18 protein-coding genes and 1 pseudogene are annotated in these 19,756 nt (G+C 56.1%); 6 read left to right on the top strand and 13 right to left on the bottom strand.

What is annotated here, in order from left to right; all coding sequences use genetic code 11:
* Positions 1 to 75 precede the first annotated feature (75 nt).
* The 3 genes from PSES9_RS0111730 to PSES9_RS0111720 form a co-directional block, all read right to left on the bottom strand.
* Complete coding sequence (locus tag PSES9_RS0111730) at positions 76 to 318, bottom strand: hypothetical protein (RefSeq protein ID WP_004574300.1); 243 nt, start codon at positions 316 to 318, stop codon at positions 76 to 78.
* 121 nt (positions 319 to 439) lie between these two features.
* Positions 440 to 1,474, bottom strand: a complete 1,035-nt coding sequence (locus PSES9_RS0111725) for an NADP-dependent oxidoreductase (protein WP_010487136.1) — start codon at positions 1,472 to 1,474, stop codon at positions 440 to 442.
* A gap of 70 nt (positions 1,475 to 1,544) precedes the next feature.
* Positions 1,545 to 2,180: a TetR/AcrR family transcriptional regulator gene (locus PSES9_RS0111720; RefSeq protein ID WP_010487134.1), complete on the bottom strand. Its 636-nt coding sequence runs from the start codon at positions 2,178 to 2,180 to the stop codon at positions 1,545 to 1,547.
* A 285-nt stretch (positions 2,181 to 2,465) separates the two neighbouring features.
* Between PSES9_RS0111720 and PSES9_RS0111715 the strand changes: the two genes are divergently transcribed.
* Positions 2,466 to 3,191: a glutathione S-transferase family protein gene (locus PSES9_RS0111715; protein WP_238530386.1), complete on the top strand. Its 726-nt coding sequence runs from the start codon at positions 2,466 to 2,468 to the stop codon at positions 3,189 to 3,191.
* Between the two features lie 510 nt (positions 3,192 to 3,701).
* On the opposite strand, the gene PSES9_RS0111710 is transcribed toward PSES9_RS0111715, so the two are convergent.
* The 4 genes from PSES9_RS0111710 to PSES9_RS0111695 form a co-directional block, all read right to left on the bottom strand.
* Positions 3,702 to 4,670: a YagK/YfjJ domain-containing protein gene (locus PSES9_RS0111710; RefSeq protein WP_010487125.1), complete on the bottom strand. Its 969-nt coding sequence runs from the start codon at positions 4,668 to 4,670 to the stop codon at positions 3,702 to 3,704.
* A gap of 378 nt (positions 4,671 to 5,048) precedes the next feature.
* Positions 5,049 to 5,342 (bottom strand): type II toxin-antitoxin system RelE/ParE family toxin, encoded by a 294-nt coding sequence (locus tag PSES9_RS0111705; RefSeq protein WP_010487124.1) that lies wholly within the window; start codon positions 5,340 to 5,342, stop codon positions 5,049 to 5,051.
* Positions 5,330 to 5,602 (bottom strand): CopG family ribbon-helix-helix protein, encoded by a 273-nt coding sequence (locus tag PSES9_RS0111700; RefSeq protein ID WP_010487122.1) that lies wholly within the window; start codon positions 5,600 to 5,602, stop codon positions 5,330 to 5,332. The genes PSES9_RS0111705 and PSES9_RS0111700 overlap by 13 nt, the downstream gene beginning before the upstream one ends.
* Positions 5,603 to 6,099: 497 nt before the next feature.
* On the bottom strand, positions 6,100 to 7,107 hold the full coding sequence (locus tag PSES9_RS0111695; RefSeq protein WP_157998245.1) for an AraC family transcriptional regulator: 1,008 nt from the start codon (positions 7,105 to 7,107) through the stop codon (positions 6,100 to 6,102).
* A gap of 142 nt (positions 7,108 to 7,249) precedes the next feature.
* Between PSES9_RS0111695 and PSES9_RS0111690 the strand changes: the two genes are divergently transcribed.
* The 4 genes and pseudogenes from PSES9_RS0111690 to PSES9_RS0111675 all read left to right on the top strand — a co-directional run bounded on the left by PSES9_RS0111690 (position 7,250) and on the right by PSES9_RS0111675 (position 10,995).
* The gene (locus tag PSES9_RS0111690; protein ID WP_029529513.1) at positions 7,250 to 7,738 is read left to right on the top strand and encodes a cupin domain-containing protein; all 489 of its coding nucleotides are present in this window, start codon (positions 7,250 to 7,252) and stop codon (positions 7,736 to 7,738) included.
* A gap of 71 nt (positions 7,739 to 7,809) precedes the next feature.
* Positions 7,810 to 8,580 carry an SDR family oxidoreductase gene (locus PSES9_RS0111685; RefSeq protein WP_029529512.1) on the top strand — a complete coding sequence of 257 codons (771 nt, stop codon included), beginning with the start codon at positions 7,810 to 7,812 and terminating at the stop codon, positions 8,578 to 8,580.
* Positions 8,581 to 8,617: 37 nt separating this feature from the next.
* Positions 8,618 to 9,446 (top strand): annotated as a pseudogene (locus PSES9_RS0111680) (crotonase/enoyl-CoA hydratase family protein).
* A gap of 25 nt (positions 9,447 to 9,471) precedes the next feature.
* Positions 9,472 to 10,995 carry a class I adenylate-forming enzyme family protein gene (locus PSES9_RS0111675; RefSeq protein ID WP_010487113.1) on the top strand — a complete coding sequence of 508 codons (1,524 nt, stop codon included), beginning with the start codon at positions 9,472 to 9,474 and terminating at the stop codon, positions 10,993 to 10,995.
* Between the two features lie 203 nt (positions 10,996 to 11,198).
* Here the strand turns inward: PSES9_RS0111675 and PSES9_RS0111670 are convergent, their stop codons facing one another.
* Together PSES9_RS0111670 and PSES9_RS0111665 are read right to left on the bottom strand one after the other, a co-directional pair.
* Positions 11,199 to 11,987 (bottom strand): aldolase, encoded by a 789-nt coding sequence (locus tag PSES9_RS0111670; RefSeq protein WP_010487111.1) that lies wholly within the window; start codon positions 11,985 to 11,987, stop codon positions 11,199 to 11,201.
* Positions 11,984 to 12,709 (bottom strand): haloacid dehalogenase type II, encoded by a 726-nt coding sequence (locus PSES9_RS0111665; protein WP_010487109.1) that lies wholly within the window; start codon positions 12,707 to 12,709, stop codon positions 11,984 to 11,986. Before PSES9_RS0111665 ends, PSES9_RS0111670 begins: the two co-directional genes overlap by 4 nt.
* Before the next feature lie 108 nt (positions 12,710 to 12,817).
* Here PSES9_RS0111665 and PSES9_RS0111660 point away from each other — a divergent pair, with 108 nt between their 5' ends.
* Positions 12,818 to 13,672, top strand: a complete 855-nt coding sequence (locus PSES9_RS0111660; RefSeq protein ID WP_010487108.1) for a LysR substrate-binding domain-containing protein — start codon at positions 12,818 to 12,820, stop codon at positions 13,670 to 13,672.
* 50 nt (positions 13,673 to 13,722) lie between these two features.
* Here the strand turns inward: PSES9_RS0111660 and PSES9_RS0111655 are convergent, their stop codons facing one another.
* The 4 genes from PSES9_RS0111655 to kdpB are packed head-to-tail and all read right to left on the bottom strand — an operon-like array spanning position 13,723 to position 19,746.
* Positions 13,723 to 14,415, bottom strand: coding sequence for a response regulator (locus PSES9_RS0111655; protein WP_010487106.1), 693 nt, complete (start codon positions 14,413 to 14,415; stop codon positions 13,723 to 13,725).
* Entirely contained in the window at positions 14,412 to 17,066 is a 2,655-nt protein-coding gene (locus tag PSES9_RS0111650) for a sensor histidine kinase (RefSeq protein WP_010487105.1), read from the bottom strand. Before PSES9_RS0111650 ends, PSES9_RS0111655 begins: the two co-directional genes overlap by 4 nt.
* A gap of 4 nt (positions 17,067 to 17,070) precedes the next feature.
* On the bottom strand, positions 17,071 to 17,637 hold the full coding sequence (gene kdpC, locus PSES9_RS0111645) for a potassium-transporting ATPase subunit KdpC (protein ID WP_010487103.1): 567 nt from the start codon (positions 17,635 to 17,637) through the stop codon (positions 17,071 to 17,073).
* Positions 17,638 to 17,685: 48 nt separating this feature from the next.
* Entirely contained in the window at positions 17,686 to 19,746 is a 2,061-nt protein-coding gene (gene kdpB / locus PSES9_RS0111640; protein ID WP_010487101.1) for a potassium-transporting ATPase subunit KdpB, read from the bottom strand.
* Positions 19,747 to 19,756 lie beyond the last annotated feature (10 nt).

Below are 19,756 nucleotides of genomic sequence, written 5' to 3'. Positions count from 1 at the left end.
GATGCCGACAACCTTGGTTATCGCTTTGATCATGTGGGTGCGCGACGTGAGGCAGACTTAAACAGCGTCATGCCCTCACGAATCTATTCGCCTTAAACGGGCAACCAGCCACCCGGCCAATGGAAAGGAAATAAGCTGGGTGACAGGCACCAATACCAGCACTTCCACCAGCACCATTACCGGGAAACTCAGATCACGGGTCAGCGGGGCTAATACACTCAGCACCAACAAGAGTGTTGGGTAAAGCCCCAGACAACCAACCACTACACGCCAGAACATGGCGTTTATTTTATGCGAGCGCTTACTGGGTGTATGCATACCCCCCCCCTGCAGGCATTGCCTGTAACTTAGCAATCTGGATTTTTTAAATAAAAAAGCCCTACCAGCAAGGAGCTTGAGCTGGCAGAGCAATAACCTGTGTTATTCCAACAAGCGGCAATCAGTCCTCACTGACGCGAACCACTAACTTGCCAAAATTGCGCCCCTCGAGCAGGCCGATAAAGGCCTTAGGCGCCTCCTCCAGACCACTCACTAATTCTTCACGGTATTTAATCCGGCCCTGCGCAAACCAGCTCGACATATCGTTAAAGAACTCGTCGTAGCGGTGGCTGTAATCATCAAAAATGATGAACCCCTGCACATGAATACGCTTGCGCAGAATGCTGCCCATCAAAGCAGGCAAACGATCTGGCCCGTTGGGTAAAGCGGTATCGTTGTAGTGCGCAATAATGCCGCAGACGGGCACTCGGGCCTTGGTATTGAGCAGCGGCAGCACCGCATCGAAGACCTTGCCGCCGACATTCTCGAAGTAGATGTCGATACCTGCCGGGCAGGCCTTGGCCAGTTGCTCGGCGAAGTCCGGCGCACGGTGATCTAGACAGGCATCAAAACCCAGCACCTCGACCGCATGCCGGCATTTTTCCGCGCCACCGGCGACACCGACCACATGGCAGCCCTTGATCTTGCCGATCTGCCCCACAGTCGCGCCGACCGGCCCGGTGGCCGCCGCCACCACCAGGGTTTCACCCGCCTGCGGCCGGCCAATATCGAGCAAGCCCATATAAGCGGTGAAGCCCGGCATGCCAAAGATGCCCAAGGCATAAGAAGGATGCGCCGGCGACTCACCCAACGCGGTCAGATCGCTTCCATCGGACAGCGTGTAGTCCTGCCAGCCAGCAAAGGACAGCACCCAGTCACCGACCTTGTAGGCCGGGTTTTTCGAAGCCTCCACACGGCATACAGTGCCACCCACAATCACTCCACCGACTTCCACCGGCGCAGCATAGGACGGTGCATCACTCATGCGACCACGCATGTAAGGGTCAAGTGAGAGGTAAACGGTACGCAACAGAACCTGCCCTTCTGCTGGCTCAGGAATGGGGCTTTGCTCAATGCGAAAATTCGCTTCGAGAGGCGCACCGTGGGGACGTGAGGCCAGAACGACGCGCCGATTGATTAGCTTTGATTGGGGCATGTGCAAACTCCTGGGGTTGCTGAAGTTGGGGTTGTCTCGATCACCCGAATTAGACCAGTCGACTAGTTGGTCAGTGAAAAAAATGCCCACCAACAGGTGGGCAACCTCTCCACCAGATGTTGTCAGAGGTCAGAAGGGTCTGAGTTGTGGCCATGGCGTTTTTCAGCGGCCGACTATTAAGGTGTAGCTTGCTCAGAAGACTCGCACGGAGCCACAACTGGTAAAGGGCCGTCGCAGTGTGGAAAGCATCGCCCATTGTCAGAGAACCGTCTCGCTGCCCCTGCTCAATACATTCAGAAATCCGCGCAATGATTTGATCTGCACCATCGCGCAGCGTGAGGCGCATGGGCTCCGAAAGATCAGCTACCTCTGCGCTCAGCTTCACCACCAGGCACTTCTGGTCGTCGCAGGGCTCGCAGTAGCTGTCTAGCCACTTCTGCCAATACCCCATCAGGCGCTCGCGAGCCGTGTTGCCCGTGACGGCAAAACGCTCATCCATGCTCGCCAAATAATTGCGAAAGTAATCCTCAAGCAACGACTGGCCGTACTGCTCTTTGGACTTAAAATAATGGTAAAACGAGCCTTTCGGCACGTTAGCGGCCTGCAAAATCTCGTTAAGGCCCACACCAGTGAAGCCCTTAACCACCATCATGCGGTGGCCGGTATCGAGTAGATGCTGACGCGTATCGTCGTAACGTAGTTTCATCGGATTAATGTATCAATAAATAGACCAGTCGTCTATAGTGAATTTCTGAGAGAATTGTTAGCCATTCTTGATGACACCCAGACAGTATACAGACCAACCCACACACAGCGAGCTCATGGCGGCGCAGTACGGCGAAGCACCTACCTGAAGCTAACGGGGAACCTTCAAACCGCCCTTCGCTCGTGCCCAGAAGGAAAGCCGCTGGATAGAGACCTCAGTGGATCCGGAGGGAACCTAAAGGGCATCGCCGCACTCAGCTTGCCATGCCAGTAGACTGGTCGCTTAGTGATAGATAAAATTTTTGATCGCCGGTTGCTGGCTCCCCCCTGCCGAGATCCCTCATACAAAGCACACCTCCCCTCCCACGATAACTTACAAGGCGTAATAACGATGATAAAACTCCACCATCTAAATGATTCTAGGTCGTTTCGTATTCTGTGGCTACTGGAAGAAATAGGCCAACCATATGAAATCATTCGGTATCAGCGTGATAAAGAAACCCATCTGGCCCCCGAAACCCTGAAGGACATTCACCCGCTAGGCAAATCTCCGGTTATTGAGCTCGACGGCAAGATAATTGCGGAGTCAGGGTCGATTACAGAAGTTTTGATTAAAGAATTCGCCCCCCATCTAGCACCAAACGAAAAAAGTCCAGAATATATTGACTACCTACAATGGATACACTTCTCAGAGAGCTCAGCGATGCTCCCGCTCCTACTTAAAATATTCAATGAGTTCGAAACACGATCCGGAACCGACCTAAAATTCCTCAAGAACTATGCAGAAATTGAATTCAACAAAGTTTTTTCATACCTAAACAATCACTTGAATAATAAAAAATTTTTAGTCGAAGACAGACTCACAGGAGCAGACTTCATGCTGGGTTTTGTAGTGAAAGGCGCACTTAATCTGCTCAAGTCTAGCGGTGCATTTCCACATATCGAAAGCTATATTACTAATATTGAAAATCAGATAAGTTACAAGCGAGCACTGGATATAGATGCCAATTAAACCTGGCTTCGCAAAAAAAGCCTCAAAGAAACCAACGCCGGTCTGAGAGCAGCATTGCTCAATTCATACCCCAAAAGGACTCAACCGAGTGACTCAACCGAAAACCCGGGTTCGACCCGGGTTTTTGCTTTTTACAGACGCACTTTCTCTATATCAGCCAGCAAATAGCCCAACTTCTAGCTCACGGACCACCGATCATGGGATATATCTGACCCACGAGGAGAAACTTTCGAACTAACCCCTGGGCATCCCTTCAATAACACCGACGAGCATTTCAACGATATTCTGCGTTGCCACTCAGACCGTAGAATCGACACTGTTGCCCTGAGGCTAGCAGCAATATTTCAAGAACCGAATGGAGAAGGCTGAATAAAATTCTTGCGTCCCAGTTCAACACCTTCGAGGGGTGATATATCAAGCGGAAGCGGCACTAGGGCTATTTTGATGGCACCACGCATAGGTGTCGAGGCCCGTAGCTTTCATACCAGCTCAGCAAGCAGCACCGAACCATCACCGACGAGAACGACTAAGAGTCCCCTTGCGCAGACAGCGAGCCCCCGCAGGCTTCAAGCGCAGGTGCTGATCGTCCTTGACCAGGTACCTCATTGCCTCGTGGGTATTAGGCCGCTTCGACTGATCCTCCCTATGGATCTGGCCGATGCCTAGCTTGTCGCCGTACTGTTCCTTATCATGGTTGCAGCTGTGGGCATAGCCCTGACGACGAGTGATCTCCTCCCACAGCTTGCCAATCCTAGTTGCCTTACAGACATCCCGGCACACTATGTTACCATTGAAGAAGTAGGCTGCATGGATGTGGTAACCCTGACCATCATTCCGGTCACCTTGCTCCACCGAGTAGATGTAGCCGATAAGATGTTCAAAGATCGGATTTCGTTTATGCGCGGTAACTAACTGCTGCAGATCATCAAAGACGTGCTCAACTCGTAGCCTGGCCTGAGCCTCTGAACGATAGTAAAGATTGACTCTGACGATTGTAGTACGCGAATAAAGGCTCATCAGAGCATCCGTGTACCCAGTGATCTCCTTCTCCTGCTTACGCGCCTCAACGCTTCGATCCCCACTCTTGCGCCGATACCGCAGCTCACGGGTCAATTGACGGATTCGTGCCGTCAGTACGTTCATACTGTGGTGGTGATCCAGGTAAGCCGTACCCAGTTCATTCGGACAGATAGGACCGTCAAGACGACGCTCAAGGCCTACGTCCTGGCAAGCCTCCCTGAATGCTTGCAGGTGCTCGCTGTAGCTGTACTCCACCCGATCATCGAACAGGTCGACCATTTGCTTGATGTGAGTGAAGTACCGGGAGAGTTTGGTCTCTTCGAGACGCTCATAGCCTGATCGGCTTTGCGTGATTCGGAATGCTGGTGCGTCGGTCTTCTCGATAGCCTGGACGAGTGACTCGATTTGAAGGGCAATGTCGGATTGGGAGAGGTGGGTGTAGGTCTTACTATTGCTCATGGTGGGTACCTGGTTGATTGACTCATACCTAGTACGTGATGTGGATTTTTTAACCGTTCTCCTTTTCCTCTGCTGGTAGTCCATGCTGAGGGATAGCGATGATGATTGCTATTAGGAATTCATAATAGATAGTTAATAGCTATATCAATAGATGCAGCTTTACTCACTTCCGACTATCTCGGCGAGACAGGGCAATGGGGAGCAAGATTGCCAAGCCTATCGAGAGATTTTCCGCATCGCTTCTTGGGAGAGTTAGCTGAGAAACCGACCTCTAAATGCACAAGCGACATTACCAGTCGAAGCTAGTCATAGCGCATGATTATCAGTCCTATCCAGCCATGCTTTGGACTATGACACCGTGGTTGCAAGGACAAATACTCAGTAACCGACTTCTTTCTGATGCCGAAAGGCCAGTACATAAACAGCGTCATCCGCCCGCTCATGCCGATAGAGCGCAACATAACCCGAATCACCGAACTCGATTATCAGCTCACGCAGTTCCGGCAGTTCTGGGAATGGGCGACCTACTTCCGGACCTTCTTCCAGTAGCGCGAGTTGTCGCTCAATCGCCTGGGCAGCACGCCGAGCTACCTGCGGACCTTTCTCGACAAGAAACTGACGGCAACGCTCCAGCCCTTGCGCAGCGCCTTCAGTGATAATCAATCGTGGCACTTGGGAAGCTCCGCCTCAGCATCGGTGCCCCATGTATTTAGCCAGGTCCGAGTCTCTTGGCCGGTCAGATGCCGCCCCGTTTCCTGATACGCTGCCCACGACGCCAAGGCTTCCTGTTTAAAGCCCTCGCGGGCCTCTTCGCGCTCGACATACTGCGCTATCGCTTCGCGCATAATCCAGTGGGACGAACGTTGACGGAGACCAGCTAGGTGCTGAATGCGATTTTTCAGCTCGTCATCAATTTTGATAGAAGTGGCCATAGCCGAACCCTCGTTATCTAAAGGTATTACCTTTTGATAAGGTATCAGTCTCCCAGTTCATCTGTCCATACGCTCAAAAGACGGACGACTGCACGCAGAACCAGGATGGGGGGACAAGTGGGGGGATAGATACTTAACTAAAAAATAAATCCATATAAATCAACACACTGGACAATCAAAAACGCCGCCCACAAGCCGGCTTTTTAATGCCTGAAGATAGGCAGATGGGCCTCATTCGCCCATTAGTTAACCGTCCTCGCTTTCCTGCTCGGAACTAGGGTGCTTGAGCTACTCACAAAATCGACTTAATAGCCCAGAGCGTGTGTTGCTCAGCGTTTCTGGGCCAGAGTATTGCGGCTAGGCACAGGACAGCGGAATCAGCCCGACATTGTGATTCGAGGCCGTGCTCGCCAATGGTGGAGTATCTGAGTCGGTGGCTGAAACAGTGACATACCAGGTCACGGAGACAGAAGGTGAGAAAAGTGAATCACCCTGCTCTAGTCCTTACGTAGTCCACGCGGCGACTCTCCAAACCAGCGACGGCAGGCACGATTAAAGGAGCTTTGCTCACGGTAGCCAAGCAGACCCGCGACTTGGGCCATGCTCATATCTGCGCGTTTCAGGTAACTTTGCGCCAGCTCCTGGCGCACCTCATCGACCAGTTCTTCAAAGAAAACCCGCTCAACTTTCAGCCGGCGTTGCAAAGTGCGCTCTCCCATGCCGAGATGTCGCGCTACCAAGCTAAGGGTACAACGCCGTTGCAAGGGCAGAAGCTGCTGGATTAGCCGGCGCACCTTGCTAACCAGTGTATGACTGACTTCGGCCAGTGCATTAGCGACAAAGGCCTCCATCGTTTTGCACATCAGCGGATCACTCACATCAATCGGTCTGAGCAGATCTGCACTTCTGATCTCCATGCTGTTACTCGATGCCTCGAAATACACGGGGCAACCGAAATAGACACGGTAGTGACTTACCGGCAACAAGGGTGTGTGCTGGAAGCTCACACTAAGGGGCTTGAAATTGCGACCACTCAATAACCGCATGACTTGCATGGCAAACCCGAGTGACAACTCAATAGTTTGTCGCTGCTGAGTAACTTGGGTCAAGGCAATAGAAAAGAACAACTCGGGGCGTTCGCACAGCGTCGGATCCTCAATCTTCACTACCGCTGCCGGGCTATGGTAGGCCATGTATCGAGCAATTCGCTGCAAGCCATCGAGAGCGGTCTCCGAAAACTGCGCGATAAGCGCCAATGGCCCGAGAACGCCAACACTCTGCTGCTGGGCCATGCGTAAGCCAAAATCAGGGCAATCAAGATCTTGGCTGACCCTCTCCAATGTCTGAACGAACCCAGCATAGGACATGAACTGCTTGGGATCACTGATCAGCGTCTCGCTCACATTCAGTTGCGCCAGATAAGGCGCAGGATCCCGCCCCAGCTCACGCACCAGATCGGGAAAGGCCGTCAGAGAGCTACCTCTGATGAGCACATTTTCAACCATATCAATGTACCGTTGCAGTGACTGTTGCTCTAGCATACAGGCCGGTCTGAAAAGATAAAAATACGTCATATGAAGTAAAAATTGCCAGCACTACAACCGGCCATACTGGATTCCGAAATCTACAACAATAATGGAACCCATCATGTCCAATGCTGTATCTGTACTCCAGCAACCCTCAGATTGGCTGCCGCTCAACCTGCCTGGTGCAAAGGGTGTCAGCATCAAAGTGTACAAAGCCGACCCGGTTCTCAATCGAGTCATCGTTCGTGCCCGCTTCGAGGCCAATTCGCAAATGCCTCGTCATCTGCATCACTGCTATGCGGTAGCGGTAACTCTCAGCGGTAGCTGGGACTATGATGATGGACACTTCGAAGCAGGTGAAATCGCCTACGAAGACATCGGCAACGACCATGTAGCCTATAGCGAGGCAGGGTCGGACATGATCATCACCTTCGACAGCCCAAGCGGCCAATTCATCGACAACTTCCTCGAAGACGGAACGATTTTCCACTTGGGTATGCGCTTCTTCCAAGCCGTTGAAGGGATAAGCCTGGGCGCCTACGAGCAACTCGACCTTGCCTCGCTGATCGACATCCTGCCTGCGGCCCGCCCGGCGATCCGCGCTGCCTGATCCCTACGACCCAACCATCATTCAGGCGGACCTGATGCCTCTGCTGGCACACGCCTGTGCAAGGGAAAACGATGAGACTGAATAACAAAGTAGTGCTGGTCACAGGTGGCGCATCCGGAATGGGACAGGCCTTCGTAAGGCGTCTAGACCAGGAAGGTGCTGTCGTTTATTTCACCGACATCAACGAAGTCGCTGGCAAGGCGCTCGAAAGCGAAATCAATAATGACGGCGGCCATGTATTTTTCCTCCCCCAAGATGTCAGTAATGAGTCTGATTGGCACATGGTGCTAGACACTATACGAAGCCATGAAAAACGACTTGATGTGCTGATCAATAATGCCGGCATGATCATTCCAGGCAATATCGAGGAATGTTCTTTGGAACAATTCCAGCTCCATCTCGATGTGAACCTTAAAAGTGCCTTCCTAGGTTGCAAGTTATCGCTCCCGCTGATGCAGCAACACGGTGGCTCGATCATCAATATGTCGTCGATCACTGCAATCGTCGGCGAGCAGGACGCCATTGGCTACTCTGCCTCGAAGGCCGGCGTGCGGTTTCTTTCCAAGTCGGTTGCCCTGCATTGCGCCGAAAAGGGATATGCCATTCGCGTCAACAGCCTGCACCCAGGCTATATCTCCACGCCTCTGGTCACGGGCGTGATGTCCAAACTTGATGCCGACCGTCAGGCTGCGGTGCATCAGCGCCTGATGCAGGAGTTGCCGGTCAAGCGTTTCGCCGACCCTGACGAGGTTTCCGGCACAGTGGTGTTCTTGTCCAGCGATGACTCGAAGTACATCACCGGCACCGAAATCATCATCGATGGTGGCTTCAGTTGCCACTGAAACCACCCGCATTCAGTCTTTCAGCGGAAGCCAGCGTATGAATCAACCTTCAGTACTCATCGAGATGGACGGAAACGTCTGCATCATCACTCTCAATCGTCCAGAGAAACGCAACGCTGTAGATCGCGTGACTGCCAATGCATTGCGTGACGCATTCATTGCGTTTGAAGCGAATGAGCATCTGCATGTAGCAGTGCTGGCTGGCAGTGGCGACAATTTTTGCGCAGGCGCAGACCTATCTGCGATGGGAGATCCAACATTGCGCAACGAGGTTGAGCCAAGTGGTACTGGCCCGGGTCCCATGGGGCCGAGCCGTATGCTGCTTAGTAAACCGGTGATCGCCGCCGTCAGCGGCTATGCAGTGGCGGGCGGATTGGAGCTAGCGTTGTTGTGCGACCTGCGGGTAGCGGAGAAGTCAGCGGTATTCGGTGTGTTTTGCCGTCGGTGGGGCGTGCCGCTGATCAACGGTGGGACTGTGCGTCTTCCGCGTATCGTCGGACAAGGGCGAGCCTTGGACATGATGCTCACCGGGCGTCCGGTACATGCCGAGGAGGCGTTGGAAATTGGGCTGGTTAATCGCGTTGTGGAGGACGGCCAGGCCCTTGCCGCATCCCTGAAACTGGCAAAGGAGATTGCGGCCTTCCCCCAACAGTGCTTGCGTGCTGACCGCCAATCGGCCTATCTACAGTGGGACAACGAGTTGGCGTGCGCCCCGCCAATCGGCCTATCTACAGTGGGACAACGAGTTGGCGCAAGCGCTAATCAATGAAGGGGCTGGCGGTTACCCGATCGTCTTCTCCGAAGCAATCGAAGGGGCCGAACACTTCGTCAAGGGCTCAGGCCGACATGGCCGTTTTGACGGCTAATGCTCCAGTCACAGGAAGCGTCGATATGACAACAACTTATCTAGAACTTATTCACCGTGGCGCTATGGCCCACGGCCCACGTACCGCAGTGGTATTCGAAGACCAATCACTTACCTTTGATCAGGTCCAGACCCTGAGTAACCAGCTGGCCCACACCCTGATCGAGCAGGGTGTGACACGGGGTGAGCGGGTTGCAGTTTTGCTAAACAATGGCCTGCACAGTGTCCCTGTCGACTTCGCGCTGGTTAAGTGCGGGGCTAATCGAGTCCCCCTCAACTCCCGGCTGTCACTGGCTGAACACCGTCGGATGCTGGAAGAAACGCAGTGCAACTACCTCGTCTACGGTGCCGACCTGGCTGAACGCGCCCGGGAGCTGAGTGGCGAACTACCTGAGTTGATCTGCCATGGCCTGGGCGACGCCAGCAGCAGTGGCATCGACTTGTTGCACGCAGCAGCTAAAGCCAGTGCTAAAGCCCCAAAGGTCGAGGTCAGCGACGACGACGTAGTGCTGACCCTTTTTACCTCCGGCACTACCGGCACACTGAAGGCCGCACAGCATACTCAAGCCTCCTATGCAGGTATCTGCAAGAACGTACTGCTTAACCTGATCGCAGTCGAGCAGGATGATGCCATGCTGCATGCGGCGTCCTTGATTCACGCCAGCGGTGTGTTTGTGTTGCCATTCTGGTCGCGCGGTGCACGCACCGTAATCATGCGTGGTTTTGATCCTGACCAGTTCCTGCAACTGATCGAACACCATGCCATCACAGCGATCAACCTGGTGCCAACAATGCTGCAGATGCTGATGGCCTCCCCAGGCTTCGCCAGTACTGATATCAAGCATCTTCGCCAAGTAATCTACGGTGCCTCGCCGATGCCGCGTCCCGTGATCGACAAGGCCATGGAGCTGTGGGGGCGCGAACGCTTTTGGCAGTATTACGGGCAGACAGAATGTCCATTGGCTGTGGCTGTTCTACGCCCGGAGGATCATAAAGGTGAGCTACTCGGTTCCTGTGGCCGGCCTTCGATTGATGTAGAGATCCGCCTGGTCGATGAGCAAGGCAACGACGTCGCACCCGGCGAGCCCGGAGAGATTGCCGTGCGCTCGCCATCTCGCATGCTCGGTTACTTCAACGCCCCGGATTTGAACCAGAGCATGTTCTTCGATGACGGCTGGCTCCGCACTCGCGACATCGCCTGCTTTGATGCACGTGGTTTCCTGCACATCAAGGATCGCACCTCGGACATGATCATCACCGGTGGCTATAACGTCTATCCCCGTGAAATCGAAGACGTGCTCATGGCCCATCCAGCCATAGCCGAGTGTGCGGTCGTTGGCCTGAAAGACGAAAAATGGGTGGAATCCGTTACTGCCGTCGTAGCCCTGCATCCCGGAGCAGAAGTCGATGAGCAGCAGTTGATTAGCTTCGTTGCCAGCCAGGTTGCCTCCTACAAGAAACCCCACCGGGTTCTGTTTATGGAGCAAATTCCCAAAACGACCGTCGGCAAGCTCAACCGCAAAGCGTTACGAGACACTCTGAACGCTTGAAGTAACCTCGCCTTGCAGTGTTGGCTGTGAGGCGAATCATAACCAGGAAGGAAATTAGCACTCCAGAGGGTGCATCCAATGTTATGTCCGGCCAAAGATGACCAGCCCCTCCTGATCATTGTCACAACCGCCCGACAACCACCGAGCATCGTATTGAGCCCCATCGAATACACCGGATCGGTTTTCGGCCAGGCGGATGCGCCTCAAAGATCGCTGAAGCCGGGCTGCAGCAAGTTCAACTGGCGTATGACACTGTCGAGGTGTGCCCGTGCGCTGTGCGCCTCGCCGATACGCATCTGCGCGGCTGTCTTTTTAGCTATTTCAGGCACAACCGGCTGTAGGGGCACACCCGTGCTCATGGCGCGAATCTGTACCTCGGCTGCGCGCTCTAAATAGTAGAGATCGTCCCAGGCCAGGGACAGGTCAGCGCCCGTGACCATGACGCCATGGTTCTTCATGAACAGCACCTGTGCATCACCCATCGCAGCGGCAATCCGCTGCCCTTCGCACACATCCAGCGCCAAGCCATTGAAACCATCGTCCACCGCGACCCTGCCGAAGAACTTGAGCGCTGTTTGTCCCGCCCAGCGCAAGGGCTCGCCCTCAAGCATGGCCAATGCAGTGGCGTTTGGCATATGCGTATGCAACACCGCCACCGCCTTTGGCTGCAGGCGATGGACTTGCGCATGGATAAAAAAAGCTGTGGTTTCCGGCACACCGCTGCCGCACACCACCTGACCGTTGAAATCACAAATCAACAGGCTGGAAGGCGTGATTTCAGCGAAGGCCAGGCCAAATGGGTTGACCATAAACAAGTCATCATGACCCGGCACCAGCACCGAAAAGTGATTGCAAATACCTTCAGCCAATCCCAAATGAGCAGCCATGCGCAAGCAGGCGGCCAGGTCGACACGCACCGCGTGGATTTGCGGGGTGTCGAAGTCACTATGTTGCCAGGCATGGGCGGTGCTTGTATTCGATAGCGGGTTCATTGTGTTACTCCTTGATCACGGGTCCAGCCAAGGCTTGCAAAGAGCTGGCGCAGGCCATCCAGCCTTGGCAATACCGCATCGGGCTGGTAGTCGGCCGGTGCCACGCGCTGGGTACCACGGTCAATCCAGATACAGTGAAAGCCCATGTCACGCGCGGCAACCAGGTCCAGATGCGGGCTGGCGCAGATATGCAGCACCTGCGAGCGCTGCACGCCGAGGCTGGCATGGGCGAAGTCGAACAACCGCGGATCAGGCTTATAGGCCTGGGCCTGTTGCGCCGTGATCACCCGGTCGACATGCCCAGCCAACTGCGCCACGTTGCCAGCAATAATGTCGTCGTCGGTGTTGGACACGATACACAGCTTGAAACCCTGCTGTTTGAGCCAGCCCAGCGTTTCGACCACTTCAGGAAATGGCGGCATGCGTCCGATACGGGCAACAAATGCTTCGCCATCATCCGGCTCATAACTGGCGTCCAAATCGGCCAAAGTGCGGCGCAGCGCTTGCGCGGACACCTGGCGAAAGCTCATGTAGGCCGACTGCTGCTCCAGATCGTGCTCATAGTTATCGTAGACGCGAATGAAGTCCGCTTCACGGTGAGCAATTCCCTTTTGCCTGAGCAATTGGCGCACGTATTCAAGCAAGCCTTCATCCCACTGGATCAACGTGCCGTAGCAATCAAAGGTGAGCCATTGCGGTTTTGCGAAATGTTGAAGTGACATGACAAACAACCTCTTGAACAGTAAGAAGGCATCAATCGTCGCGCTGGCAGACTAAATTTGAAAATTAAATTATGATTAAAAAATAATTCACTAATCGAATTTATAACCATGCTTGATCTTGAGCTTCTCAAAACCTTCGTGAGCGTTGTCGATTCCGGTGGTTTCACCCGCGCCGGCGACCGTGTAAACCGCACGCAGTCAACCATCAGCCAGCAGATCAAAAAACTCGAAGAGCAGCTCGGTCGCCCACTGCTGATCAGGCATAGGGCCAGCAAGTCGATCCAGCTAACCGAAGACGGCGAGCGCCTGCTCAGCTACGCACGGCGCTTGGTCAGCCTGGCCATGGAAGCCAGCGATATGCTCAATTCCCAAGATATGCGCGGAGTGGCCAGCCTGGGCGTGCCCGAGGATTTTCCCCTGGATCGGCTGATCGAACTGCTGACAGGTTTTAACCAGCGCTTCCCGGACATCCGCCTGGACACGCGCAATGGCCTTAGCTGCGAGCTCAATGAACAACTGCAGCGTCGCGAGCTGGACCTGGCGCTGATCAAGCGCAATATCGACCAGTCAGCGGCTATCGCGACCTGGTCGGAGCGACTTGAGTGGGTTGCAGGAGCACAGTGGCAACTGCAGCAACAGAGCATTGCCTTGGTGGTCTACGAACAGGGTTGCCTGTATCGCGAGCGCGCCATTCGCGCTCTTGAAGCCGCTGGCCAGCGCTGGCATATCGCGTTCTGCTCGCAAAGCTTGGCGAGCATACAGGCGGCCGTAAGCGCAAATATTGGCCTGAGCCTTTTGCCAAACAGCGCGGTAAGGCCCGAGCATCGTATAGTCACCGAACAACTTGGCCTGGGCACACCGCCGCCGACGGAGCTGGCGTTGGTAGCCTCATCCAGGCTTCTCAGCAACATCCAGCAGTGCCTCGCCGATTATCTGGTTGAGCAGATGGCTGGCAATACCTGAGACGTGGCTTTAAGCCGATCCATCGCGCTTGCAAGCGCGACGGATCCGGCTCAATGCTCCAGCAATCTATAACCCACACCGGCCTCGGTGATGATAAAGCGCGGGGCGGCAGGATCATCCCCGAGCTTTTGCCGCAGATGGCCGATGACCACCCGCAGGTAATGGCTGTCATCGGCATGACTGGCGCCCCAAACATCCTTGAGCAGGTGCTGCTGGGTCACGACACGGCCAAGGTGTCGGGCAAGCACGGCCAACACCGCATACTCCTTACGGGTCAGTGCAACCTCCGATCCATCGAGCGTCACTCGACGATAAGCAAAGTCGACACTCAAGGGCCCGCTGTTGATCACGGCCGCGGCCAGTTCGCCGCTACCTGCCTGGCGCAACAATACACGCACCCGCGCCAGGAACTCCTGAATACCAAATGGCTTGGTCATGTAATCGTTCGCGCCTGCATCCAGCGCTGTCACTTTATCGCCCTCTCCTGCGCGAACCGACAACACCAGTACCGGAACCTGTGACCACTCCCTTAGCTCGCGCAGCACCTGTTGACCGTCCATATCGGGCAAGCCGAGATCAAGCACCACCATATCCGGCTTACCCAATGCAGCCTGAGCCAGACCGTCGCTGCCATCAGCACTTTCGATCACCTTGTAGCCTTTGGCCACAAGGCTGATGCGCAAGAACTTGCGGATCTGCGCTTCATCATCGATGACTAAAACAGTCGGCTGATTACTGCTCATACAGACTCATCTTCCATAACAGGTTGTGGCGACAGCGGTATGTGCAGCGTCAGGGTTGCGCCACGCCCCTCAAGCCCTTCACTTACACTCACTCGCCCGCCGTGAGCCCCCAGCATACCCTGGCAAATTGCCAAACCTAAGCCGGTGCCCTGGCCGCCGCGATCCCCTCGGGCAGCGGTGTAGAACATGTCGAAAATTTTATCGCGTTCATGTTCAGGAATACCCGGCCCTTGATCACTGACAGCAATGCGTATTTCCTGACCATCAGCTTGCACAACCAAATGCAAGCGGCCCCCGGCTGGGGAAAAACGCGCCGCATTTTCCAGCACATTGATCAACGCCTGTTCGATCAGCGCGGCATGCACATAAAGCAGCGGCAGATCATCGCCCATCGACAGCTCGACCTTCAGCGGAGCGAGCACCAGACGTAAGCGCTGCAAGGCGCGGGAGACGATATCGCATGGCGCCACCCAATCGCGGGCCAGTTTAAGCGCACCATGGCCGAGGCGAGTCATATCGAGCAGGTTCTGGATGTAGCGATCAAGACGCTCGGCCTCATCACGGGTGCCTTCCAGTAGTTCATGTCGATCTGCAGCTGGAATTTGTTCGCCAAGCGTTAGCAAGCTGTCGATCGAGCCACGCATTGCGGTCAGCGGCGTGCGTAAATCGTGAGACACAGACGCCAACAAGGCACTGCGTAGCTCTTCGGTCTGGCCGTGCAGGCGCGCCGCCTCCAAATCTTGCGCAAGCTGCGCACGGCTCAGTGCCTGTGCCAGGGGCTGGCCGAGCGCGGCAATCAAGCGGCGTTGCGCACTGGCCAGGGGTGCGCCATTTTTGGGGCTGATTCCGAGCAAGGCCAGGGGACCGTCTTCACCTTCCAGCGGCCACCACCACCAACGCCCGCCCGGCAAAGTATCGGTGCCCAGCCCGGCTGGCTGGCTGTGCTGCCAGGCCCAGTCGGCGGCGGCTCGCTCCTGATCTGTGAGCAGGCGCTGGCTACCGGCCTCGACCTTCCACACATCATCTTTACCCCGCGCCAACAGGCTGACATCCAACTCTTGCCACAATGAAAACTGCTGCATGGCAGCGCTGAGTATCGCCTGACGATCAGTGGCGGCCGTCAACTTGCTGGATAACTCAAGCAATGCGGTGGTCTGCGCCTGGGTTTCGCGCAGGGCCACCAATTGTTGACGCTGACGGCTTGCCAGGTTGCCCGTCAGTGCAGCCATCAACAGGAAAAACAGCAAGGTCAAGACATCTTCTTGCCGGGCAATGCTCAAGGTCAGCGTCGGCGGAATAAATAAAAAGTTATACGCCAGGAACGAACAACCAGCGCAGGCCAGCGCTGGTCCCAAGCTGCTGCGCACGGCTACCACCAATACGGCCGCCAGGAACAGCAGCGAGATATTTGGCAGTTCAAGCACCTGTGACAATCCCAACGCGACAAGGGCTGCCAGAACGGCGGCAACCACGGCTTGCAGGTAGTCACGCCAGATCAACGGTCGGCTGACCCGACGCAAGCGCACGGTCCTTTCCGGCGCGCAATCCAGTGCAGAAATTTCCAGCCCCTGGCCTTTTAGCATCAAGCGCTCTGCCAGCCCGCGCCCAAACCAGCGCCGCCAAAAACCAGCACGGCTGCGACCGACCAGAATCAGGCTGGCCCGTCGCTCGCGCGCATGTTCAAGCAGGGTTTTCGCACACTCGCCGCCTCGCAAGCCGACAACTTCCCCACCCAAGCGCTCGGCCAACTGCTGCGCAGCCTGCAACAAGGCCAAACGCTGCTCGTTACGAGGCTTTCCGGTATCGACATGCACCCCCGACCAGGGTAGATGCCGCCGTTCGGCGACCCGACAGGCATGGCGCACCAAAGGCTCGGCCTGAGCATCGCCGTCGATTCCCACCAGCAACCGCCCGCGCAAGGCCGGTGCATCCAGGCCTTGCAGCCGGTAACGCCGAGTCAGCTCGGCATCGACCCGCGCCGCCGCCGTTTGCATGGCCAATTCGCGCAAGGCTGTAAGGTTGGTCTGGCTGAAAAATGCATCTATCGCGGCGCGCGCTTGCTCAGGCACATAGACCTTGCCCTCGCGCAAGCGCTCGAGCAGCTCGCGAGTGGGCAGGTCGATCAGCAGAATTTCATCGGCTTCCTGCAGCACCCAGTCAGGCAAGGTTTCGCGCACCTGGATACCGGTGATATCGCGCACGCGATCATTGAGTGATTCCAGATGCTGGACATTGACCGTGGTGTACACATCAATTCCCGCATCGAGCAATTCCTGCACGTCCTGCCAACGCTTGTTGTGACGACTGCCGGGGGCATTGCTATGGGCCAGCTCATCAACCAATACCAGTGTGGGCGGCTGCGCGAGAATGGCGTCCAGATCCATCTCGCGCATCACGACACCACGGTATTCCAACTTGCGCTGGGCCTGTTGCGGCAAGCCAACCAGCATCGCCTCGGTTTCAGCGCGACCATGGGTTTCGGCAACTGCCACCCGCACATCAGTGCCCATGCGCTGCTGGGTCTGAGCAGCCTGGAGCATGGAATAGGTCTTGCCGACGCCCGGTGCGGCGCCTAAAAAAACCTTGAGCCGACCGCGCGTGCCTTTGGGTAAATCAGCCAGCAGGGCGTCAGCTTGGGTTGCATCACTCATAGCGTTACTCAGCGCGAGACAGGTCCTGATTTTCTGCCAGCGCCATGTTCAGCGCCAGTACATTGACCACTTGCGGCCCAATTAAAGGGGTTTCAAGCAGCGCATCAATCAGGCGATCAAGGCTGGCTCGAGGCATGTTGCGCGCTGCAGCAATGCGCGCCACCTGATAACGTGCGGCTGCGGGTGACAAGTGCGGGTCAAGGCCACTGCCTGAGGTTGTCACCAATTGCATGGGAACAGCGCCCTGTCCGGCGACCTGCAAGCGCTTGGCGTCTTCTGCCACACGCTTGGCCAATGCCGGATTGCTCGGTGCCAGATTGCTCGCAGCGCTGGCCACAGTGGCGTAATCCCCCGCCGAAGGCCTCGGCTGAAACCACTGCGCCCCGGCAAAGCCTTGCGCCAGTAACTGACTGCCGCGCACCTCGCCTTGCGCATCACGCACCAGGCTGCCATTGGCTTGCACCGGAAATGCGAGCTGAGCGATAGCGGTTACGGTCAAGGGGTAGACCGCGCCGGTAAGCAGCGTCATAAAAACCAGAACGCTCAATGCTGGACGGATTTGCTTAAACATCATCGACTCTCCGAATGCAATACGGCGCCGGCAAAGGCGCCAGGAAGATCAAACCAGGCCGACAGCCACCAGCAGCATGTCGATCAACTTGATACCCACAAAAGGCGCCAGCAAACCGCCCAGGCCATAGATCAGCAGATTGCGCCGCAGCAGGCTTGCAGCGTCCGTTTCCTGCACTCGAACCCCGCGCAGCCCCAGCGGAATCAGGGCCACGATAATAAGGGCGTTAAATACGATCGCCGAGAGAATCGCACTCTGCGGACTGTGCAGCTGCATCAGGTTAAGTACGCCGAGCTGTGGATAAACACCGATAAAGAGCGCAGGCAAAATTGCGAAGTATTTGGCGACATCATTGGCCACCGAGAAGGTGGTCAACGCCCCACGGGTGACCAGCAACTCTTTACCGACTTGCACCACATCAAGCAGCTTGGTCGGATCGGAGTCCAGGTCAACCAGATTGGCCGCTTCACGCGCAGCCTGGGTGCCGTCATTCATTGCCAAACCAACATCCGCCTGAGCCAGCGCCGGGGCGTCATTGGCGCCGTCACCGCACATGGCGACCATCTTGCCCTCGGCCTGTTCACTGCGAATACGTTGCAACTTTTTCTCGGGCGTAGCCTCGGCGATGACATCATCAACACCCGCCTCGGCGGCGATGGCAGCAGCGGTCAAGGGGTTGTCACCCGTGACCATCACAGTGCGAATACCCATGGCGCGCAACTCGGCGAAGCGTTCGCGAATGCCGGGCTTGACCACATCTTTAAGGTGGATAGCACCGAGCAAGCGCGCATCACTGGCCACCAGTAGCGGCGTGCCACCGCTTTGCGCAATCTTGTCGACTGTCCGCGCCAGCGCGGCAGGCATATCCGAACGGCTCATGTTTAGGTAGTCGAGCACAGCATCCACCGCACCTTTGCGATACCGCTGACTGCCATGATCGGCGCCTGACAAGCGTGTTTCAGCACTGAAGGCGATGACCTTCACTGCCGAGCGCTCAGGGGCCTGCACCGGACCAAGATTGCGAATGTACTCGACGATGGATTTGCCTTCGGCGGTGTCATCGCCCAGTGACGACAACAACGCCGCCTCGGTTAGATCCTGCTCGGCGATACCGGGCACTGCGATCAAGGCGCTGCAACGACGATTACCGAAGGTGATGGTGCCGGTCTTGTCGAGCAGCAGCACATGCACATCGCCAGCGGCCTCGACTGCGCGCCCCGACTTGGCGATGACATTAAGCCGGACCAAGCGATCCATGCCGGCAATGCCAATGGCCGAAAGCAAGCCGCCGATAGTGGTTGGAATCAGCGTTACCAACAGCGCCACCAAATACACCAGCGGCAAGTCACCTCCCGCATAGCGGGCGAATGGCTGCAATGTGGCGACCACCACCAGAAACACCAGGGTCAGGCCGATCAACAGCATGTCCAGCGCTATTTCGTTCGGCGTTTTCTGGCGGCGCGCGCCCTCGACCAGGGCGATCATCCGGTCAAGCGTTGACTCGCCGGGGTTAGCGGTAATCTTCACCAGCAACCAGTCCGACACCAGGTTGGTGTTGCCGGTGACAGCCGAGCGATCGCCGCCTGACTCACGAATAACCGGGGCAGATTCGCCAGTAATAGCCGCCTCATTGACCGCAGCGATGCCTTCAATGACTTCGCCATCACCGGGAATCTGCTCACCGGCCTCAACCCGGACTATATCGCCACGCCGCAACTCGCTCGCAGCGACTGACTCATAGACGCCCGGCTGAGTTTGCCTGCGCGCCTTGAGGCCTTGGCTTCCGGCCTTGAGGCTGTCGGCCCGGGCCTTGCCGCGCCCCTCTGCCAACGCCTCGGCAAAGTTGGCAAACAACAGGGTGAACCACAGCCACAGCGCAATCTGCACCGCCAGCCCTGTGCTCACCGCCGGGTTGGGCATAAAGCACAGCACAGTGGTGACAACCGCGGTCAGCTCAACCACCAGCATCACCGGCGCGCGTTGCAGTTGGCGCGGATCAAGCTTTGTAAAGGCCTTGCCCAGCGCAGCCTGCCAGAGTGTCGAAGCACCGGTTTTTGCCTGGGCCGCAGTCTTTGGCTGCGGGTCTTGCGTGAGAATAGGGGCATTCATCATGGCTCTC

The organism is Pseudomonas sp. S9, from assembly GCF_000222125.1.
Taxonomy (GTDB): domain Bacteria; phylum Pseudomonadota; class Gammaproteobacteria; order Pseudomonadales; family Pseudomonadaceae; genus Aquipseudomonas; species Aquipseudomonas segetis.
Note: the sequence above shows the minus strand (reverse complement) of the source record. Positions and strands in the feature narration are given on the sequence as shown.